The organism is Salegentibacter sp. (assembly GCF_036568425.1).
Lineage (GTDB): Bacteria > Bacteroidota > Bacteroidia > Flavobacteriales > Flavobacteriaceae > Salegentibacter.
In genome coordinates this window covers 1-21,756 of sequence record NZ_DATCSO010000029.1, presented here as the reverse complement: position 1 = coordinate 21,756, position 21,756 = coordinate 1, and the positions used below count along the sequence as shown (strand labels likewise).

The 21,756-nt window shown below is 40.2% G+C and carries 17 protein-coding genes; 6 read left to right on the top strand and 11 right to left on the bottom strand.

Annotated elements, in window-relative coordinates; all coding sequences use genetic code 11:
• Window positions 1–12 precede the first annotated feature (12 nt).
• Entirely contained in the window at window positions 13–957 is a 945-nt protein-coding gene (nusB, locus tag VIM94_RS03665; protein WP_332037940.1) for a transcription antitermination factor NusB, read from the bottom strand.
• Between the two features lie 84 nt (window positions 958–1,041).
• On the bottom strand, window positions 1,042–2,145 hold the full coding sequence (locus tag VIM94_RS03660) for a Glu/Leu/Phe/Val dehydrogenase (protein ID WP_332037939.1): 1,104 nt from the start codon (window positions 2,143–2,145) through the stop codon (window positions 1,042–1,044).
• A 132-nt stretch (window positions 2,146–2,277) separates the two neighbouring features.
• On the opposite strand from VIM94_RS03660, the gene VIM94_RS03655 reads away from it, so the two are divergent.
• From VIM94_RS03655 to VIM94_RS03645, 3 genes are all read left to right on the top strand, one after another.
• Complete coding sequence (locus tag VIM94_RS03655; protein WP_332037938.1) at window positions 2,278–4,032, top strand: ABC transporter ATP-binding protein; 1,755 nt, start codon at window positions 2,278–2,280, stop codon at window positions 4,030–4,032.
• Between the two features lie 73 nt (window positions 4,033–4,105).
• Window positions 4,106–4,486, top strand: a complete 381-nt coding sequence (locus tag VIM94_RS03650; protein WP_332037937.1) for a PUR family DNA/RNA-binding protein — start codon at window positions 4,106–4,108, stop codon at window positions 4,484–4,486.
• Window positions 4,487–4,570: 84 nt separating this feature from the next.
• Window positions 4,571–7,093 carry a M14 family metallopeptidase gene (locus VIM94_RS03645; RefSeq protein WP_332037936.1) on the top strand — a complete coding sequence of 841 codons (2,523 nt, stop codon included), beginning with the start codon at window positions 4,571–4,573 and terminating at the stop codon, window positions 7,091–7,093.
• Window positions 7,094–7,190: 97 nt separating this feature from the next.
• Here VIM94_RS03645 and VIM94_RS03640 read toward each other — a convergent pair whose 3' ends face one another.
• Complete coding sequence (locus VIM94_RS03640) at window positions 7,191–7,526, bottom strand: tRNA-binding protein (protein ID WP_332037935.1); 336 nt, start codon at window positions 7,524–7,526, stop codon at window positions 7,191–7,193.
• A 76-nt stretch (window positions 7,527–7,602) separates the two neighbouring features.
• Here VIM94_RS03640 and VIM94_RS03635 point away from each other — a divergent pair, with 76 nt between their 5' ends.
• Window positions 7,603–8,172, top strand: coding sequence for a thioredoxin family protein (locus VIM94_RS03635; protein ID WP_332037934.1), 570 nt, complete (start codon window positions 7,603–7,605; stop codon window positions 8,170–8,172).
• Between the two features lie 179 nt (window positions 8,173–8,351).
• Complete coding sequence (locus tag VIM94_RS03630) at window positions 8,352–8,993, top strand: peroxiredoxin (protein WP_332037933.1); 642 nt, start codon at window positions 8,352–8,354, stop codon at window positions 8,991–8,993.
• Between the two features lie 68 nt (window positions 8,994–9,061).
• On the opposite strand, the gene VIM94_RS03625 is transcribed toward VIM94_RS03630, so the two are convergent.
• The 6 genes from VIM94_RS03625 to VIM94_RS03600 all read right to left on the bottom strand — a co-directional run bounded on the left by VIM94_RS03625 (window position 9,062) and on the right by VIM94_RS03600 (window position 18,709).
• Window positions 9,062–9,994, bottom strand: a complete 933-nt coding sequence (locus VIM94_RS03625; RefSeq protein WP_332037932.1) for a peptidylprolyl isomerase — start codon at window positions 9,992–9,994, stop codon at window positions 9,062–9,064.
• A gap of 49 nt (window positions 9,995–10,043) precedes the next feature.
• A complete protein-coding gene (locus tag VIM94_RS03620; RefSeq protein WP_332037931.1) occupies window positions 10,044–11,672 on the bottom strand; it encodes an amidohydrolase in 1,629 nt (542 codons plus the stop codon).
• 78 nt (window positions 11,673–11,750) lie between these two features.
• Complete coding sequence (locus tag VIM94_RS03615) at window positions 11,751–12,887, bottom strand: hypothetical protein (RefSeq protein WP_332037930.1); 1,137 nt, start codon at window positions 12,885–12,887, stop codon at window positions 11,751–11,753.
• Window positions 12,888–13,129: 242 nt separating this feature from the next.
• The gene (locus VIM94_RS03610) at window positions 13,130–14,866 is read right to left on the bottom strand and encodes a TonB-dependent receptor (protein ID WP_332037929.1); all 1,737 of its coding nucleotides are present in this window, start codon (window positions 14,864–14,866) and stop codon (window positions 13,130–13,132) included.
• A gap of 22 nt (window positions 14,867–14,888) precedes the next feature.
• A complete protein-coding gene (locus VIM94_RS03605) occupies window positions 14,889–17,909 on the bottom strand; it encodes a tetratricopeptide repeat protein (protein ID WP_332037928.1) in 3,021 nt (1,006 codons plus the stop codon).
• A 227-nt stretch (window positions 17,910–18,136) separates the two neighbouring features.
• Window positions 18,137–18,709 (bottom strand): DsrE family protein, encoded by a 573-nt coding sequence (locus VIM94_RS03600; RefSeq protein WP_332037927.1) that lies wholly within the window; start codon window positions 18,707–18,709, stop codon window positions 18,137–18,139.
• A 148-nt stretch (window positions 18,710–18,857) separates the two neighbouring features.
• On the opposite strand from VIM94_RS03600, the gene VIM94_RS03595 reads away from it, so the two are divergent.
• A complete protein-coding gene (locus VIM94_RS03595) occupies window positions 18,858–19,541 on the top strand; it encodes a cell division ATP-binding protein FtsE (protein WP_332037926.1) in 684 nt (227 codons plus the stop codon).
• A gap of 30 nt (window positions 19,542–19,571) precedes the next feature.
• Here the strand turns inward: VIM94_RS03595 and VIM94_RS03590 are convergent, their stop codons facing one another.
• Both VIM94_RS03590 and typA read right to left on the bottom strand, forming a co-directional pair.
• Window positions 19,572–19,832 (bottom strand): uroporphyrinogen decarboxylase, encoded by a 261-nt coding sequence (locus VIM94_RS03590; RefSeq protein ID WP_332037925.1) that lies wholly within the window; start codon window positions 19,830–19,832, stop codon window positions 19,572–19,574.
• A 63-nt stretch (window positions 19,833–19,895) separates the two neighbouring features.
• Entirely contained in the window at window positions 19,896–21,695 is a 1,800-nt protein-coding gene (gene typA / locus VIM94_RS03585) for a translational GTPase TypA (RefSeq protein ID WP_332037924.1), read from the bottom strand.
• Between the last annotated feature and the right edge of the window lie 61 nt (window positions 21,696–21,756).

The window sequence follows — 21,756 nt, the reverse complement described above, 5'->3', positions numbered from 1 at the left end:
AAAAATTCGGTGCTACATAAGGCCACGACCTATTTTATTTAGTTTACCGTTTTCGGCATATTCCTTTGAAAGTTTGTCCAGAACCCCATTGATGAAAATACTACTTTTTGGAGTACTGTATTCCTTGGCCAGTTCCAGGTATTCATTTATAGTTACTTTTACAGGAATCGAAGGAAATTTCAGAAATTCACAAATAGCCATCTTTATAAGTAACATATCTATTTCGGCAATACGGTCTTTATCCCAGTTTGGGGTTTTCCCCAGCATTTCATCGGCCAACATCTCATCGTTGAGGTAAGTTTTTCTAAAAAGTTCCCTGGCAAATTCTTTATCATCTTCACTCTTAAATAATTTAGGCAAATTAAAGGAATTCCCGGGCTGGTCTTTTAATTTCTGAAGCAATTTAAGAATAGCAGTATTTACCAAAGGCAGATCATCCAGCCAGGTTAATTTTTTATCTTCAAGATATTCGTATAACTTTTCATTAGGAACGATAATATCTTTAAAAACTCTAACGATAAAGTCCTTATCCTCCTTAAAGCTTGACTCGCGGGTTTCCATGTATCTTTCATACATTTCACTCTGCCTTAGCTCATTCCAGATAATAGCAGCATACTCATCATCCATCTTCCAATGATTGATTTTGCGATCTTCCAAAGTCTCCTGCAGAGCTTCGTGATTATTGAGAAGTGCAAAAACCCTGTTGTTTAAGAATTTACGGTTTGGGTCTTTATCCTCGATGGTAGCGAGGTGTTTTAGTTGGGATTTTTCTAAAAAAGTTTCGGCGTTTTGTCTTATCTCTGTAATAAGACTAAGCTGAAGAAGAAACAGATCGTACATCTCCTCCATACTTTTAAGCAGGAATTTTTCTTCTGTTGCCAGATTATCGTTTTGGCTTTGGTTGAAGGCATAAAGCGATTGCATCACCTTAACCCGAATATGTCTTCTTGTCAACATAACTGTAAAAGAACTTTTTTAGAATTAGAAAGGGCGAAAGATTTTGTCTTTCGCCCTGCAAAAATATCAAACTTTTGAAATAGATTACTTCAAATTTTGTTTTTTTCTGTCATCAATTCTTTGCTGTGCAATTTTTAGTGCGGCAAAGTGAGTGGTCATATTATTCTTTTCGGCAGCCTGAAGGATTTCCAAAGTAGTATTGTAAATATTTTCAGTCTTACGCATAATTTCTTCTCTACCGTACTTTTCAAGCTCGGCGTATACATTAATAATACCTCCGGCATTGATAAGGAAATCGGGCGCATAAACGATACCTTTTTCCTGAAGCAGTTTCCCGTGTACAAGTTCATCGGCAAGCTGGTTATTAGCTGCTCCCGCTATGATCTTTGCCTTTAAACGATCTATAGTTTGATCGTTTACCGTTGCACCAAGGGCACAAGGAGCATAAATATCAACATCGGCACTATACACATCTGAACCTTCAAAAATAACTGCACCATATTGTTTTTTGATTTCTTCCAGCCGCTCTTCATTAATATCACTGATGTAAACCTTAGCACCGTCTTTTGTTAGATAATCTACCAAAGTTTCACCCACGTGACCAATACCCTGCACCATCACCGATTTTCCTTCCAGATTATCTGTGCCGAATTTATATTTAGCAGCGGCTTTCATTCCCATGTAAACCCCGTAAGCCGTAATTGGAGACGGGTTACCAGAACCTCCTTTAGATTCTGAAATTCCGCTTACGTAAGGAGTCACCTCTCTTACTGTATCCATATCTGAAGTTTCCATCCCTACATCTTCCGCAGTGATATATTTTCCACCCAAAGAATGAACATATTCCCCGAATTTTCTCATCAGTTCCGGAGTCTTATCTTTTTTAGCATCCCCAATAATAACGGCTTTTCCACCACCAAGGTTAAGACCGGTGATCGCACTCTTGAAGGTCATACCGCGGGACAGCCGAAGCACATCATTAAGGGCTTCCCATTCACTGCTATAGTTCCACATTCTGGTACCGCCAAGGGCAGGACCCAAAACAGTATTGTGAATTCCTATTATTGCTTTTAATCCTGTATCTTTGTCGTTACAAAAAACCACCTGTTCATGGTTGTCAAAAGAAAGCTGTCCGAATACCGGTGCGGCTTTTTTAAGCTCTTTAGCGTTTAGAACGTCAACTTGCATAACTTGTAAGGTTTTAAAATTATGATTTTCAATATTTCTGAAAATCGTTTAGCAAAAATAATCAATAATTTAATAAAGAGGATTTTAAGACCTGTTAAAATGGCATATTCTCAAAAAATTGGTTTATCCTGAATGAAACACCTTAAATCCCTCAATAAATTTTTTCTCAAATATAAATGGAGACTGGTAATTGGTTTTATCATTACGGTGGCAGCGCGAATCTTCGCCTTGTTCTATATTCCCTTGGCAGGGAGGTCTACCAATGTAATCGAAAAATACATCAATGGGGAGATCACCGATATCGAGGTCGTAAAAGATGAACTCGCCTGGAATATTCTGCTCATTATAGGTGCCACACTTATAGCTGCTTTTTTTACATTCCTAATGCGACAAACATTTATTGTGGTTTCTAGGCATATCGAATTTGACCTTAAAAACGTGATTTATAAACATTACCAGGAATTATCCCTTAATTTTTATAAGAAAAACCGAACCGGGGACCTCATGAACCGCATTAGCGAAGATGTAACCAAAGTACGGATGTACCTTGGTCCCGCTTTAATGTATAGCGTTACCACCCTTACCTCCAGCGTTGTTGTATTGATCTTTATGATTGAAGCTGCTCCTTTATTAACGCTATATACAGTTCTTCCCTTGCCGGTGCTCTCTTTCGCCATTTACAAAATCAGTGTCGCCATTCATAAAAGAAGTACGGTTGTACAACAGTACCTTTCTAAGTTAAATACCTTCACCCAGGAAAGCTTTAGCGGTATCGCAGTAATAAAATCCTACGGCATAGAGCAACAAACCAATAAAGATTTCACCGAGCTTTCTAACGGAAGCCGGGATAAAAATATAGCTCTGGTTAAGGTCCAGGCCTTTTTCTTTCCCCTTATGGTTTTACTTATCGGGATAAGCAACGTATTGGTAATTTATATTGGTGGCCGCCAATACATAAATGGCCTAATAGATCTGGGAGTCATTGTTGAATTTCTGCTGTATGTAAATATGCTAACCTGGCCAATCGCTTCAATTGGGTGGGTAACTTCTTTAGTGCAACAGGCAGAAGCATCACAGGAGCGCATAAATGAATTTCTTGATGTGGAACCTGAGATTACCAACCCAAAGGAGACCCCGGATGATATTGGTGGAAACATCGCTTTTAAAAATGTGAGTTTCACCTATGATGACACCAACATCACTGCACTAAAAAACATTTCTTTTGAAATTAATAACGGAGAAACCCTCGCCATAATCGGAAAAACAGGAGCAGGAAAGTCTACCATCCTTGAACTCATAGGAAGGCTTTATGATGTGGAAGATGGAGAAATCACTATCGATGGCCAAAACATACAGGAACTTAACCTGGAAAGTCTTAGAAAAAGTATTGGCTATGTGCCACAGGACGCTTTCCTTTTCAGCGATTCGATAAAGAGCAATATCAAATTCGGGAAAACCGATGCAACCGAGGAGGAAATTATCGAAGCCGCTAAAAATGCTTCGGTGCATAAAAACATTATAGGCTTCAGTAAGGGCTATGATACCGTATTGGGAGAACGCGGTATAACCCTTTCCGGAGGACAAAAACAAAGGGTTTCCATAGCCCGTGCTATTATTCATGATCCAAAAATCCTATTGTTTGACGACTGTCTTTCAGCTGTAGATACCGAAACGGAGGAGGAAATTCTTAGTAATCTTTTCAGGATTTCCACTAACAAAACCACCATCATTGTAAGTCATAGAATTTCTTCAGCAAAGAATGCCGATAAAATCATAATTCTGGAAGGCGGCCAGATAGTTCAACAAGGCACTCATTCCCAATTATTAAATCAGGAAGGCTACTATAAAGAACTTTATGCAAAACAGTTAAATGAAAAAGAAATGTGAAATAATTTTGGGGAATGTTAAAAATTTTTAGATTTTTGAGCTACACAAAAACTAACTATTAAAGAATCTATTTATGAGTGATAATGGAATGATGGAGAAAGAAGAAATATTCTCTAAAGTGTTAAGGGCCGGAAGAAGAACTTACTTTTTTGATGTTAGAGCCACCCGTGCCGATGATTATTACCTCACTATTACTGAGAGCAAAAAGTTCACCAACGACGATGGGTCTTTTTTCTACAAAAAACACAAAATTTACCTTTACAAAGAAGATTTTGCAGGATTCCACGAGATCCTCCAGGAAATGACCGATTTCATTGTTTCCGAAAAGGGAGAGGAAGTAATTAGCGAGCGTCATCAGAAAGATTACAAGAAGGAATATGACAACGAACCTTCTGAAAACGGTGAAAAAAGCCCGGCCGAAAAATTTACTAATGTGAGTTTTGATGACATCTAAAAATTACTTTAGAATTTTATCTAAGAACCGTCCTGATCATTCCGGACGGTTTTTTTATATTCAGGAATTAAAAACCAATTACATATGCGAGTTATAATTACTGCCTTAAGCCTCATTTTTTGCCTGCAGTTACAGGCCCAGGAGGAAGATTTAAGCCTGGATTATTATTTACCAGAAGATGTTACCTACAATCAGGATATACCAAAACCCCAGGACATCATTGGCTATGTCCCTGGAGAATGGCACGTAAGCCACGATCTACTTCTTAATTATATGAGGGAACTTGAGAGACTTAGTCCCCGCATCAGCATGGAAACCCGCGGACATACATACGAAGGCCGCCCCCTAGTCTTATTAACCATAACTTCTGAAGAAAATCACCAAAATATTGAGGAAATACGGAAAAACCATTTGGCTTTAATCGAAGAAAATTCTGCTTCCCTCAATACTGAAGATATGCCAGTAGTGGTGAATCAGGGATTTTCCATTCACGGAAATGAAGCAAGCGGCTCCAATGCAGCGCTATTATTAGCCTATCACCTCGCTGCCGCTGAAGGCAATGAAATTGAAGACTTACTTCAAAATACTATTATCCTGCTTGACCCTGTGTTTAACCCAGATGGCTTGCAACGATTTGCCTACTGGGCTAACACCAACAAAAGCAAAAATATAAACCCCGATCCCCAGGATCGTGAATACCGGGAAATATGGCCGGGTGGACGTACCAATCACTACTGGTTTGATATGAACCGGGACTGGCTTCCGGGGCAACTGGCCGAATCTCAGGCCAGACTAACCACCTTTCACAAATGGTACCCGAATATTTTAACCGATCATCATGAAATGGGTTCCAACTCCACCTTTTTCTTTCAGCCCGGAATCCCTTCCAGAACGCATCCTTTAACGCCGGATATCAACCAGGAACTAACCATGGAAATAGGTACTTACCATGCTGCAGCTTTTGATGAGCTTGGTTCTTTCTATTACACCGAAGAGGATTACGACGATTTTTACTATGGAAAAGGCTCTACCTTCCCCGATATCAATGGCGGCATAGGAATTCTCTTTGAACAAGCTAGTTCCCGGGGGCACGCCCAGGAGACCGATAACGGGATTCTCACTTTCCCTTTCACTATTAGAAACCAGTTCACCGCAGCACTTTCAACCCTGGAAGCCGCTAAAAATATGCGTGTAAAACTGCTGAACTACCAGCGCGATTTTTACAAGAATGCAAGAAATTCGGCAGGAAAAGGCGCCTGGGTTTTCGGAAGTACTAAAGATGCCTCTTCGGCCTACGAACTCGCCAAAATTCTAAAAAAACACAAAGTTAAAATTCACGAATTAAAAGAGAATTTTGAAACTGGCGGAAAGCAATTCAAAAAAGGAAACACTTACGTAGTACCAAAAAACCAGCGTCAACACCGCTTGGTGGAAGCTATGTTTGAAAAAAGGACCGAATTCCAGGATAGTTTATTCTACGATATTTCGGCCTGGAATTTTCCTATGGCTTTCAATCTTGATTTTGCCAATAACGTGCGAATAGGAAATGCCGGAAAGGAGATTCAGGAACTTAGAAAACCGGTAATCTCTGCTCCCCAAAAATCTGAATATGCCTATTTAATGGAGTGGCACGATTTCTATGCCCCAAAAGCGCTGGATATGATCCTGGAAAAGGATCTTCGCGCAAAGGTTGGCATGGAGCAGTTCAGCAACGGGGATAAGCAATATGATTACGGTACCATTTTAATTCCGGTTCAAAATCAGAAGCTTGATGCTTCAGAGCTTCATGAATTCCTTCAGAAGGTTTCCGAAGAAAGCAATGTAGAAATAAACGCTATCAACACTGGTCTCACCAATGGAATTAACCTTGGAAGCAGGAAGTTTAGAGCTCTGGAGCCTGCGAAAGTGGCCTTGGTAGTTGGCGACGGAATAACTCCCTATGATGCCGGGGAGATCTGGCACTTGTTCGACCAGCGTTATGATATGAAGATCACTAAACTGGATCTACGGAGCTTTTCCGGTGCCGACCTCAGCCGCTATACCGATATAATCATCCCGAATACCTGGGGCAACGGCAATGGATTGGGCAAGAATGAAGCCGATAAACTTAAAACCTGGGTTAAAAATGGAGGAACCCTTATAGGCTATCGAAATATGGCCCGCTGGTTCAAACGCCACGATTTTATGGAAATGGAAATCAAGAAAGATACTTTGGTAGCCGAAAATATTTCTTTTGAAGACCGAAGGGATTTTACTGGAGCACAGGGTATTGGTGGCGCTATCTTTGAGGCCAATATCGACCGGTCACATCCGGTTAATTTTGGATATAAAGATGATAAAATTGCACTCTTCAGGAACACTACTATATTCATTAAAGCCGATGAACAGAGCTACAAGAACCCGTTAAAATATTCAGAAGAACCATTATTAAGCGGTTATATAAGCAAACCCAATCTTGATTCTATCGCGGGGACAGTTCCCTTTAAGCACGCCAGAATGAAAAAGGGCAATGTAATCCTGTTTACAGATAACACTAACTTCAGAGCATTTTGGTTTGGAACCAATAAACTCCTGATGAATGCGATATTCTTTGGAGATGAAATGTAATTAACTTTAATAAAAATTTTAAAGGGCCGGAAGTTCTAACTTTCGGCCCTTTTTATATGCTGAATTAAACAAATAGGTTTCCCATAATTTTCAGCCCCTAACTTATTCGGAGGCCATTTTCCACTTGCATCCCGGGGTGAAGCAATACCACATCATTATTTTCACCTACTGACCCCAACACCAGACATTCGCTCATAAAATTGGCGATCTGTTTAACCGGAAAATTAACAATAGCCACAATTTGCCGGTTTAGTAATTCCTCTTTTTTATAGCGTTTGGTGATTTGTGCTGAAGTTTTTTTGATTCCTAATTTTTCTCCAAAATCGATCTTCATTTTATAGGCAGGATTCATGGCTTCAGGAAAATCCTGAATTTCTATTATGGTACCAACCCGCATGTCTACTTTTTTAAAATCATTCCATGAGATTTCCATTGTACATAATTTTCAGGAAAATTAAACAAATCAGGATAAACCGGCGATAATTTGTAAATTTATAAGAAAAGAAAATATGTCCCGTAGCCAGTCAAACATGCTTGCTTTAGGCACAAAGGCACCACATTTTAGCCTTAGAGATGTAATTAGTGGAAATATTTATACCCTGGATGAAATAAAAGGAACCAAAGGCACTTTAATCATGTTCATCTGCAATCATTGTCCCTTTGTAAAACATGTGAACGAAGAAATTGTTCGCCTGGAAGGAGATTACCGTGTGCAGGGTTTTGGTTTTGCCGCCATAATGAGCAATGATGTGGAAAGTCACCCTGCAGATCATCCGGATAATATGGAGGAGGTAGCAAGAAAACACCAGTTTTCCTTCCCCTACCTATACGATGAAACCCAGACTGTAGCTCGTGACTATCATGCGGCTTGTACTCCCGATTTCTATCTCTTTGACGACGAATTAAAACTCATTTACCGTGGACAACTGGACGATTCACGCCCGGGCAACGGAATTCCGGTTAATGGCAGAGACCTTAGGGAAGCTATGGATGCCGTACTCTCAAATAAAAAGGTGTCTAATAACCAAAAACCCAGTGTGGGATGTAACATTAAATGGAAAAACAAACCTAATCTCTAAGTTGGCTCTAATAGGAAAATCGCACATCAGTCTTCCACCGCAACTATCCTTCCTTCGTTTTAAATTAAGACTTGCGTTAATCTTTTCTTAAACTCTGCCAAAGCCTGATATTTCGCAGTTTATATGGATTTCGATTTCTTAAATTTATAAGAAGTTTAATTTTAAAAAAATATACAGATATGAGTTGTTTAAAATTAGGAGATAAAGCACCGAATTTCGATGCAGAAACTTCAGAAGGAAAAATAAATTTTTATGACTATTTAGGAGATAGCTGGGGTGTTTTATTTTCTCACCCTGCCGATTTTACCCCGGTGTGTACTACTGAATTAGGAGCTGTGGCCAAATACAAAGAGGAATTTGCCAAGCGAAACACTAAAGTCCTAGCCTTAAGTGTTGACGATTCAGAGTCGCATAAAAAATGGATTAAGGATATTAATGAAACCCAGAATACCACAGTAGATTTTCCCATTATTGCCGATGAAGACCGGAAGGTCTCTGAACTATACGGCATGATGCACCCAAAAGTAGATGAAACCTTTACTGTGCGTTCTGTTTACGTGATAGGACCAGACAAAACCATTAAACTCATGATCACATATCCGGCAAGTACCGGTCGTAATTTCGAGGAATTACTTAGGGTTATCGACTCTCTTCAGCTAACCGCCTACCAGAAGGTTGCTACTCCGGCCGACTGGAAAAAAGGAGAAGATGTGGTGATTAGCCCCTCAGTTTCTAATGAAGAAGCGAAAGAAATGTTCCCAAAAGGTTTTAAAGAAATAAAGCCTTACTTAAGAATGACTCCACAACCCGAGTCAAAATAGTCTTGTCTAGTCCTAAAAAACCTCATAGTCTTACGGCTATGAGGTTTTTTTATAGATAAAACTTCCTTCTATTTTACATCTACAAGCTCTACATCAAATACAAGACTTGCATTGGGGGGAATAACTCCTCCTGCACCGCGATCTCCATACCCAAGATGCGACGGTATCACGAAACGTGCCTGATCTCCAACTTTCAATAACTGAATACCTTCATCCCAACCTGCTATAACATGACCCACACCCAGTGGAAATTCTATCGGTTGATTTCTTTTAAAGGAGGAATCAAAAACAGTCCCATCAGCCAGCATTCCTTTGTAATGCACCGATACTGTTTTGCCTTTTTCGGCTTTTGGTCCTTTTCCTTCTTTTTCGATCTTATATCTTAGTCCGCTTTCGGTGGTTTTAAAGCCTTGAGAGAGTTCCCCCATAAGCTCTTCTTCCCGTTTCTTGGCAGCGGCTTCACGTTCGGCTTTTGCTCCATTAAAATTCCGGAAAGATTCAACAGCATTGAATTGTTCTGCATCCTCCCCTACTCTCTTTATCTCCAGTTTTTTAATCTCATCTCCTTCCTCTATTGCATCTACTACGTCCTGCCCGGAAATTACATTTCCAAAAACACTGTGTTTTCCATCTAACCAGGGAGTTTCAACGTGTGTGATGAAGAATTGACTCCCGTTAGTTCCGGGACCAGCATTGGCCATAGAGAGTTTTCCAGGAGCATCGTGTTTAAGATCGGGATGGATTTCATCTTCAAATTTATAACCGGGGCCACCAATTCCTGTTCCCTGGGGATCTCCTCCCTGAATCATAAAATCAGGGATAACCCGGTGAAATTTTAATCCGTCATAAAAAGGTTTGCCTTGTGGAAAAGACTGGTTTTCCAGGTTCCCCTCAGCAAGTCCAACAAAGTTTCCAACCGTTCCCGGCACTTTTTTATATTCCAGTTCAACAATAATCTCTCCTTTGCTGGTATGGAATTTTGCATATAATCCGTCTTTCATTTTTTCTGTTTTTTTGAGTTGCAAAGATAATTCAATTTGGCAAAATGGATTAGTTTACCTTTTCTCCGTTAACATAAGTTTCCAGTACTTCTACGCCGGGAATATCTTTCTCTTCGATTTCCATAATATCTTTATCCAGAATAATGAAATCTGCAAATTTCCCGGCTTCTATACTTCCTTTCTCCTCTTCTTCAAAATTAGCATAGGCGGCCCAGATTGTCATTCCTTTTAAAGTTTCTTCCCGTGAAAGTGCCTGCTCTTTCATAAAACCATCTTCAGGGAATTGGTTGGTATCCTGCCTGGCTGTAGCAGCATAGAAGGTTAAAAACGGACTCACCTTTTCTACAGGAAAATCAGTACCTAATGGTAATACTCCCGCCTGGTCGAGAAGTTTTTTATAGGCGTAAGCTCCTTTTATCCTATCTTCCCCCAACCGGTCTTCTGCCCAGTACATATCACTGGTTGCATGGGTTGGCTGGACCGATGGAATAATATTTTTACTGAAATATTTAAAATCTTCCTCATCGATTACCTGCGAATGCTCAATTCTCCAGCGACGATCTTCCCCATTCTGAAGCAATTTATCATAGGTTTCCAAAACTAAATAATTAGCAGAGTCTCCAATGGCGTGCGTATTGAGCTGAAATTTTGATTTTGCTACTCTTTCTGCTGTTTTTTTAAAATCTTCAGGAGAAGAGAGCAAAGCTCCAAAATGCCCCGGGCGATCACTATATTCTTCCTTTAAAGCAGCCCCTCTTGAGCCCAATGCACCATCACCGTAAAATTTAACCGAACGAACATTAAGCCTATCACTTTTTATAGGGTCCTTATCAAGGTAATAATCAAGGTTTTCATCGGTATTACTCAGCATAGCGTAAATTCTTATTTTAAGCTCGCCTGCCTGCTGTAAACTATCGATTAGCTCTACGGTACTTTTGTTAATTCCGGCATCATCTACCGTGGTGAGACCATAGCTGAAACAGATTTCCTGTGCTTCAAGCAATGCAGTAATCTGTTCTTCCCGTGAAGGCGCCGGTTGTGCATCACCTATCAACTCCATCGGGTTATCTACGAGGATACCGGTTAATTTTCCATTTTTTTGTTCAATATCGCCACCCTCAAAAGGAGTTTCAGAAGTGATCCCGGCAAGATCCAGAGCAGCCTGGTTCGCCAGAAGTGCGTGCCCATCTATTCGGGTTATAGCGACGGGAGTATCAGGGAAAAGTTGATCCAGAGTGTCTTTAACAGGAAATTCCTTCGCCTCCCAATCGTTCTGATCCCAACCACGACCGGTGATGAAATCGGCGTTTCTTTCTTCCTGGAAAGCCACAATCCGCTCTACTACCTCTTCAAAGCTCTTAGTGCCGGTTAAATCTACCTTTTGCTGCTGAAGACCAAGACCGAAAAAGTGGGCATGCGCATCAATGAATCCAGGAAAAACCGCTTTTCCTCCTACATCCAGATTTTCATTTGCTTTATATTTTTCTCTTAAAGCATTTGTAGTACCGGTTTCCAAAAACTTCCCGTTTTTTACTACAAAAGCTTCGGCGGTTTCAAAATCTGGATTCACGGTATATACTTTCGCATTATACACCAAGAGATCTACCGATTCTTTTTCTTCAGAATTACAGGAATTCAGAAAAACAAGCAGACTTAAAACAAGTAGTAATTTCTTCATTTTAAATTTATTTTGTCTAAAAATAAAAAATGCGCCTCAGGTAAGGCGCATTTTTTATCTTAATTTATTTAATTCGGTTTAAAAGAGATTGGAAATTGCTGTAGCGATCTCCTCTCTGATTCCGGGGTTTGCCGCAGCTGCAAGCGCTACCGAAACGAACAATCCGGCCATCGCATAGGCGAAGTCTCTAAAGATCATCTTACCGGCTTTCTTCCGGTGTTTCTTGCCTTTCTTGGTTCGGGCAAGGCTTATCGCAATCTCACGACCACCAATTACCCCCAGGAATACCCAGGTTGTACTCATAGGCACAGTACTTATAAAAAGCTTATAAATTAACAGAATGACATAAGTAAGGTCGACCAGGGTTGCCGCCCTAATATCTGAAATTCTCACTTTTTCACTAACAACTTTTTGGATCCTGTCTCCACGCAGGTAGAATAAAACCCCGAGACCGAAGAAAATAGTAAGAGCGAAAATTATAAATTCAAATAAACTTTGCTGCCTTGGAAGGAAAACAGCAATGTTCGCACCATCCTGCATTACCCATACGGCCCACAGGGTACCACTAACAGTCCACTGTACCGCTGTCCAGGCCCCGTGTGCTTTCCTGCTTTTGAAGTATTTTTTGATCATGTTATAGGAGAAATACCATACCAGGAAAGACAGGATAAATGCCATTATATAACCACTCCAACTCTTCCAAACTACCGAGGTTATGCCGGAAGTATCGGCACTAAATACACTTAAGATCAGGAAGGTGGTAGAGACCGGCATTCTCATCCGGGTAAGGATAAGCAATACCAAGGGCGCTATAATCTGCCAGAAGCTAAAATGTTCAGGATGTGGGTATTTAGAGGTGCCATCGGGGCTCAGTAATCTTTGGTAAGTAACGTCTCCGTCAAAAACTACCCAACTAAAACTCACGGTTAGCAGGAAAATAGTTCCAACGAAGAGCCATAAAACCCACCATCGTTTTGCCTTATTACTTTCAATAAAAGTACCTAAAGACTGTATACTGTCGTTAGCTACTGTCGCATATGCTGCGAAAAAGAAACCCAGCCACATGCCGGCCTGGGCATAACCGGAAGCAATTCCGGCCATGATAATACCAATTATTACAATTGCCAGAAAGGTTTTCTCCTTTACCAGAACGTCCAGAATATTCAAATAGGGTTTACTCCGGTCTTCTCTATAAAATTTCTTTGCCTTTGCCATTTAATTTGGGGATAGAAATAGGTTAAAATTTATGCGCTGCAATATTATGTTATTTTTTAGTTACCAATGTTGCCTAAATGTTAAGTAATGCAATTACACAAAATCAATAATATCTTGATTTACAGGTAAATACACTGAAAAACACCGAAATATTCCGGAATTTTTTAAAAATAAGATTTAATTAGAAACAAAAAAGCATCCCGAAATCCGGGATGCTTTTAAATTTTTATTAAAAATTCACCTTATTGGAAATCGAATTTATAAGTCACTCCTGCCAACACCTGAAGCCCCTGAACCTGGAAATTGGTCCAAGGGTAATAATCGTTATTTAATAGGTTACTCCCTTTCACAAAAGCCGAAAGCTGGTCGTTAAAACGATATCCTAAATGTGCATTCAGATCCAGATAGGAATCCAAAGTAATTGTTTCAGGAGCGGTATCCATTAATTGCGGATCTCCATAACTCCTCAAATCCTTTCTTTCTCCTACGTAGAATATATTGGCTCCCGAATACCATTTCTCGGTGATCTGAAAATCGGCGTTTAATGAGGCTTTAAAATCTGGTAAATTCCAGGCTTCGGTTTGAGTATCGGTAGAATAATCAAAAGCTTCAGCGTTTAAAGCCAGTCTGAAATCCCGATTTACATCTACGCTTATTTCCCCAAACACCGAAAGGGTTCTAACATCATCATAACGCACATTGAATGAATTTCCGTAGGTATAGTCGTTTTCATTTTCAATACTTCCGTAAGGATTTCTTCGAAATAAACTTTTATCGAATTCAGAAACATAACTACCTCTCAGGTTGTATCCAATACTATTGCTCAACTTACCTTTAGCGCCAACATAGGCATTGTATTCCTTATTGGTAGGCCGTATTTCTGTGGTGGGAGAAATATATGGGTTTTGCTGAACGAAATTATAATAGGTATTTTGCTCAAGATCTCCCTCTACTCCCGCATAGGCAGTAAAATACTCCCCGGCCAGGCGATAACTTGCCGATATTCTCGGATAGATATAAAAATTATTGTCAGAGTTTTCAGCATCCATACTGTAGAAGAATGCAAGTCCCAGATCCAGGGTAAGATCATCCCTCAACACCAACAAACTTGGACTTACACCAAAATTCATAAAGGTGAAATCCAGGCCAGATCCGCTGTTGAAATAGGTGTCCTCATATTTAGTATTCAAAATATCGGCATAAATATTTGTGGTGATAAGTTCATCGGCGATATTAAATTCAAAAGTTCCGGTAGCGTCAAGATGGTTTTCGGCCGTTTTATAGGAATCTCCTGTGTACCTGAAGGTGGCTTCAGCATTATCGAAAAAGGAATCGTAGAGCTCAATTTCCCCACCGGCATGCACCGAAAAGTAATTCTGCTTTGGATCTATGGACGCAATTTCGGTATCGGAAAGCTTAACCGATGGTTCGAGCCCATACCAATTAAACAACTGATGTTCTCCACCAAGCTCGGTTTTCCATCCCAGATCACGGTTACGGGAAGTATAACTAAGATTCATTTCGGTATCGTAAAACTTGTCATCCAGAACAACTCCGTCTATTCCTCCCTGCGAAGAATTATGCCGAAGATATATTCCGAAGTTATCGCTTCGGTTCACCTCCAGATTACTGTAAAATTCGGCCAGGGCATTGGTATAGTTTCCAAAGCCCAAAGTGGCATAGTTATCGTAAACTTTAATAGGTCGCGACCGCTCCACGGTTGTAGCACGGCCCTTGGAAGGGGTAAAAGTTGAAGCTACCGGCACAGAAAATATACTGTATTTTACCGGTTTCTTTTCCAGGTCTACAGAATCTGCCCGAACCGGACTCACCCTTATTTTATTAGCATCTCCCACTTCGGGAGTATATGGCTTTACTACAGTTACGGTTTCACTTCCAATGGGGTCCTGGGCAAAAAGAACTCCGCTTAGCAAGAATAAACTTAAAAACAGACTTCCTTTTATCGAAACTTTATTCATATTCAGGTAGATTGAGTGACTTTTAATTATTTGTTTCTACTGAGGAGTTCGTTTTGGCCTCTTCAGCTTTTATGCTTGATAGTTCGGTTTTGGCTTCCTGTACAATGTCGGGATAGTTCCCAAAATTCTTGATCACATTTTCAAGGATATAGGTGGCCTGGTAGGCATCGTCAAGCTGGTAAAAGTTTTTACCCATTAACACAAGACCTTTGGCACCCCAGCGCTTGTATCCTGAAAAATCTTTTGCCAGGATCTGTATGGCGGCATTAGAAGCTTCATAATTTCCATCTTTATGCTTAAAATAGGCATCATAATACAAAGCTTCAGCAGCAAGTTCGCCCTTGGCATTCTTTTGAACTTCAGCATAGGCAGATTTGGCACGGGCTTCATCTCCATTCTTAATAGCCGATCGTGCTACAATCAATTGTGCATCGGTTTTGGCACGCGTATCGGCCTGGGAATTTCCAAGCACCTTTTCAGCATAAGAAGCAGCTAGATCAGGCCTATCCAATTCATCATAAGATTTCATCAAATTAGATTGGGCGTAGATCCTGTTCTCTTCGGAACTGGTTTCTTTTTCCAATCTTTCCAGTAATGGAACAGCCTGACTGTATTCGCCCTTTTCCAATTTAATTTCTGATAATCTCGCTAAAGACTGCTCGGTGAATTCATTTTTGGGTTTGTTCACCACGAATTCATAATGCCTTTCCGACTTCTCTTTGTCACCCTTGCGATAATAAAGCTGGGCAAGATAGAAATTAGCATTTATCGAGTGAATCCCATTCGGGAAGCTCTGAAGGTATTTCTCAAACCCGCTAAGGGCGCGTTCATTATTATTATTGAAATACTGATTCTCGGCAGCTTCATAGGTAGTGTCATCCAGATCAGCATCAGTTACTTCAACGAAATCAACATTTCTAACCCAGTTGGCATATTCATCGGTTCGACCAAGATCAATATATACCATTCTTGCGGTAGACACCGCCTGCATAGCTTCAGGAGTATTAGGATAGTTGGATACTATTTTCTTAAGATCACTAAGCGCCCTTTCTCCCTGGTCTGAATTATAGTAGATCAAAGCTTTCCTCAGCATTGCTTTAGGCACAAACGAACTTCCTGAAACATCCCTAATCAAACGATCATAGGTCTGAATAGCCTGGGAAGTATTGTTCATGGCCACATAAGTATTCCCCAATTCGTATAAAGCATCATCCCGGTAAGAAGAACGGGAATAACGGTTTACAAAACTGTTTAATTCCTGGATCTTAGTTTCGTTTCGATCTACAAATCCGTAGCTGATCGCTTTTTGGAAAGCTGCGTAATCGCTGTTTGATACATTATTATCAATGGCTTTATTGTATGCTTCCATGGCCGGCCAGTACTGGCTGGTCACAAAATAACTATCTCCCAATCTCAACAAGGCATCATTTCTTCTTTCGCCATCCCTGGAATTATCTGAAGAATATTTCTTGAAATAATCGGCAGCACGGGCATATTCATTTTTTTTGAAATAAGCATAACCTAGATTATAATCCAGGTTTTCCATTTCAGGAGTACCCCTGGCAGCGCTCATTCCGCTGAATTCACGGTATCCTATGATCGCATCGTCTATTCGGTTTATACTATATTCACTCTCGGCCTTCCAGTAGGTAGCCTGTGCGGTAATCCTGGGATTGCGAGGTTCTGAGAGGGCCTTTTCAAAATTTCTGATCGCCTCCTGATAATCACCTTCTTCATAAAGCTCCAACCCGTAGTAGTAAGCTACTTTCTGGTAAGCCTGCTTATCGCTAAAGTTGCGATTGTTCTCTAAAAGTTGCATCGCTTCCTCATAATTCTTTGAAGTAATAAAGGAATCTATAAGCAAGCTTTCAACCTCAGGCTTTGCTTCCGAATCCGGATAAGTTTCCAGGAAAGTAATAAGCACCTGCGAAGGACTTTCATAGGAATTCCCGATTTCGTAGCTGAGTTTGGCGTAATTAAGGTGTGCATCTTCTTTTATTTTCGCATCAAAGTCCATTTCACTGGCATTTTTGAAAGCGTTCAAGGCCTCTTGTTTTTTATCCAGATTCAGGTAACTTTGTGCCAGGTGATAGTAAGCATTTTGAGCCACGGCATTTTTACCATCAACGATTTTATTGAATTCTGAAACCGCGTTCTCATAATCGCCCTGCTTGTAATAGGCATATCCCAACTGGTAGTAATCGGTATTATTCCATCTTCCGCGCATTCCACGATACTCCTTCAAATAAGGAATAGCCTCTTCATATTGCTGAAGGTTGAAATAACTTTCCCCAATTATTTTATTGAGTTCAGATTGTTCGATCCTGGTGGAATTAGGTAATTGTTCCTTGCCTAATTTTATTGCTTCTTCAAAGTTCCCTAATTTGAAGTTCATATCGGCCTGGAAATAAGACAGGTTTTCGCTGTAGCGTTCATTATCTTTAAGCTGTTCAAAATTTTCATTGGCTGCTTCATAGTCATCACCTTCATAGGCCATGTAACCTATATAATATTTTGCCTGGGAACCATATTCTTTTGAATCGCGAACCCGTTCCAGATAAGTTTTTGCCTGGTCATACTGGTTTGCTCTAAAATAGGCATACCCATTGTTGAAGTAGTAGCGTTCACGGTCTTTGCGACCCAAACTCCCTTCATCCACCTTGTCATACCACTTACGGGCAAGTGAATATTTCCCGGTTTCAAAATAATAGTCGGCCACATCAATATAGGCCGTATTGGTTTTGGTGCTGGTTGGATAACGGGTTACGAAGCGCTCCATCAGCCTGTCGGCGCCGGGTTGATTAAGCCGTACCGCAGCATTGGCGATATAGTAAGCGCAATCTCCTTTAATTTTTTCGTCTTCGGTCTCATCCATAACCTCATCAAAAAGATTTTGAGCAGCGAGATATTGTTGATTGTTATAAAGCTCGAGCGCACGGTTAAAATCGGCCAGCTCGTGAGTATAAGCTGCCGACTGCTGTGCAATTCCCGAACCAGAGAGAAAAAGAAAAGCAATAAGCAGGAATGCCTTGTTAAGTCTCATGAATGTTTATTTAAGTTGATGGTCAAAGATATTTAAACGCTGCTTTATTAACGCAGGTTTAAAGTGATAATTATGTTAAGGGCAAAAAAATAGAATATCCTTGGTTTTCTGAAGAAGAAGTTATTTAAGCTGAACAATGGTTTTGCAGTTGAACCTCTCCAAACAAACTAATGCAAGTAGCTGGAATAAAGAAACTAAAAAACAAATTGTGATTTATTTAAAGACACTTAGAAATTGTAAACAACATAACCCTCCTGTACTCTTTTGGAAATTGTGGTTAAGGCAGAAAGAGCAATTTCTGTATGTTTGAATAGTTGATCTTTTTTTATACTTCTGGCTAAAAGCGATTGCCCACAGACCACAATCCTTACCCCGGCCTTGTGCAAAGCCTCCAGGATTGGCAGATTTGGATTATCGTATTTGGTTTCGAAAAAATCTTGATAAGTTTCATTAGCCAGGAGAGACATTACTGCCTTCGAGTGGACTACCAAGATAACCTCCAGATTTTCCTTAGACACTCCCCCTACGCCATGTAGATTGAGTAAGCGTGCAGTATTTATGAGTCCCCAAATAGGATTAGAGAAATCAGGTTCAGCATCGGGGTTACTTCTGTTGGTTTCTGCTTTCGTTAGATCAATCAGAAGCTTCGTTTTTTTATTTTCAGGTATTTCAACTGCATCTTCGATCTCATAGACGCCTCCAAAACCTTTAACAATAGGATGCAGGGCTTCCCCTTGCTGTGCTGTTGAAAAATTAATAGAGAAAACAAGAATTACGATTACTAATAATACGGGTCTCATAAAGTTTAGGATTTAAGAACTATAAAAATAAGCAATTGTTTTCCACAATTTCAATTTTATTATTCCCGTTATTCGGAAACAATCTTAAGCTATAAGCTGTTTGACTATGTGAAATTAGTTCTTACTTTTACCCTTAAATCATAAATCTATGTCAGAGACCATCCTGGACCTAAAAAATGCCGCTATTTATCAACGGGAAAGCTTAATATTATCAGAGGTTGATGTAACCGTAAACAAAGGGGAGTTTGTATACCTTATCGGAAAGACCGGAACGGGAAAAAGTAGTTTCATGAAAACCCTTTACGGGGATCTTCCTCTTACTGAAGGCGAAGGCACCATAGTAGATTATAATCTTAGAACCCTTAAGGAAAAAGACATTCCTTATCTAAGACGAAAACTGGGAGTAGTATTCCAGGATTTCAAACTGCTCACCGATAGAAATATAAAAGACAACCTGCTTTTTGTTCTTAAAGCTACCGGCTGGAAAGATCAAAATGCGATGGATCACAAGATCGATGAGGTACTGGACAAAGTAGGAATGAAAAGCAAAGGATTTAAATTTCCATATCAGCTTTCAGGAGGAGAACAGCAACGGGTGGCTATTGCCAGGGCCCTGCTCAATGACCCAGAACTCATTCTGGCCGACGAACCAACCGGGAATCTCGATCCTCAAACTTCAGTAGAAGTAATGGAAGTTCTTCAGGAAATAAGTAAAAACGGAAACACCATTCTTATGGCCACGCACGATTATGCGCTCCTACTAAAATATCCCTCTAAAACATTGAAATGCGACGGACAAAGAGTATTCGAGGTGGTGCAAAAATCGGTTTAATTGCCCTCTAGCGAATCTTAAAGTACCAGCTTAAGGCTTCACCTCATCTGCCGGCACGTGAACAGGAGTCTTATTAATAAACAGATAATAGAAATTCACACCCACAATTATTGCATTTGTAGCGATCACCGGCCAGGAATTTATCAATACGCCATAAACAATAAAAGCAATACAGCCAATGGTATTTACAATTCTAAGGGTGATGATATTCTTCATAAAAAAAGATATCGCCACAAAAAAAGAGGCGATATAGCCAATCCATTCGGTAAGACTTATTCCTAATATTTCCATATTTCAGCAAAAATAAAAAAGACGTCGCAGCTTTTGCTATGACGTCTTTTATCATTAATTATCTTAAACTATTTTATTTCTTTTGCGCTCGTTCTCGGTAAGATAGATCTTTCTCAATCTTATATGTTTTGGAGTAACCTCTACATACTCATCCTTCTGAATATATTCCAGGGCTTCTTCCAACGAGAATTTAATTGCAGGTACAATTTTAGCCTTATCATCGGCTCCGGAAGAACGTACGTTAGAAAGTTTCTTGGTTTTAGTAATATTCACCGCCATATCATCCTGACGAGAATTTTCACCAATAACCTGTCCTTCATAAATATCCTCACCCGGATCTACGAAAAATTTACCGCGGTCCTGAAGCTTATCGATAGAATATGGAATAGCTTTTCCTTTTTCCATAGAGATAAGTGAACCGTTTTGTCGCTGTGGAATTCCACCTTTTAATGGCTGGTACTCCTTAAAGCGGTGGGCCATGATAGCCTCCCCGGCGGTAGCGGTAAGCAACTGGTTTCTCAACCCGATTATTCCTCTGGAAGGAATCATAAACTGGATGATCATACGCTCACCACGGGTTTCCATACTAAGCATCTCCCCTTTTCTAATCGTCACCATTTCTACAGCTTTTCCTGAAACTTCTTCCGGAAGATCAATGGTTAACTCTTCTACAGGCTCCATTTTCACTCCATCAATTTCCCTGATGATAACCTGCGGCTGACCTATTTGAAGCTCGTAACCTTCTCTTCTCATCGTTTCGATTAAAACAGAAAGGTGCATTACACCACGCCCGTACACCAAAAATTTATCGGCGCTATCGGTTTCTTCTACCCTTAAGGCAAGGTTTTTCTCCAATTCCTTGGTCAAACGTTCCTTGATGTGCCTGGAGGTAACATATTTACCATCTTTACCGAAGAAAGGTGAATCGTTGATCGTGAACAGCATACTCATGGTAGGCTCATCTATAGCAATGGTTTTAAGCCCTTCCGGGTTTTCAATATCGGCTATGGTATCTCCAATTTCAAAACCTTCTAGCCCAACCAGTGCACAAATATCTCCAGCCTGAACTTCCTGAACCTTTAAACGACCAAGACCTTCAAAAGTAAAAAGCTCCTTTATTTTCGTTTTTTTAATCGATCCGTCTCGTTTTACAAGAGAAACCTGCATTCCTTCTTTTAGGGTACCACGTTGAAGGCGGCCAATGGCAATCCTTCCGGTAAAAGAAGAAAAGTCTAAAGAAGTAATAAGCATTTGGGGGCTTCCTTCTTCGATCTTTGGAGAAGGAATATGTTCAAGAACCATATCTAAAAGCGGCTCTATATTTTCGGTTTTAACATCGGGATCATCGCTCATCCAGTTATTCAGGGCAGAGCCGTAAACAGTTGGGAAATCAAGCTGCCATTCTTCAGCTCCAAGCTCAAACATCAGGTCAAAAACCTTCTCGTGAACCTCATCCGGAGTACAGTTAGGTTTATCTACTTTATTTACAACCACACAAGGCTTAAGCCCAAGATCGATAGCTTTTTGAAGAACAAATCGGGTTTGAGGCATAGGACCTTCAAAGGCATCAACCAAAAGCAATACACCATCGGCCATATTCAATACTCTTTCTACCTCCCCACCAAAATCGGCGTGACCAGGAGTATCAATTATGTTAATCTTAGTGTCTTTATAAACTACAGAAACGTTTTTGGAGGTAATGGTGATACCACGTTCCCGCTCCTGATCGTTACTATCAAGGATAAGATCCCCGGTGTTTTGATTGTCGCGAAACAAGCGGCAATGATACATTATTTTATCAACCAGGGTAGTTTTTCCGTGGTCAACGTGAGCAATAATTGCAATGTTTTTAATAGCTGTCATATAAGCGCCTCATTTTTAAAAGTCTGCAAAGGTACGCCTATTTTTAAAGAATCCCCTGCTA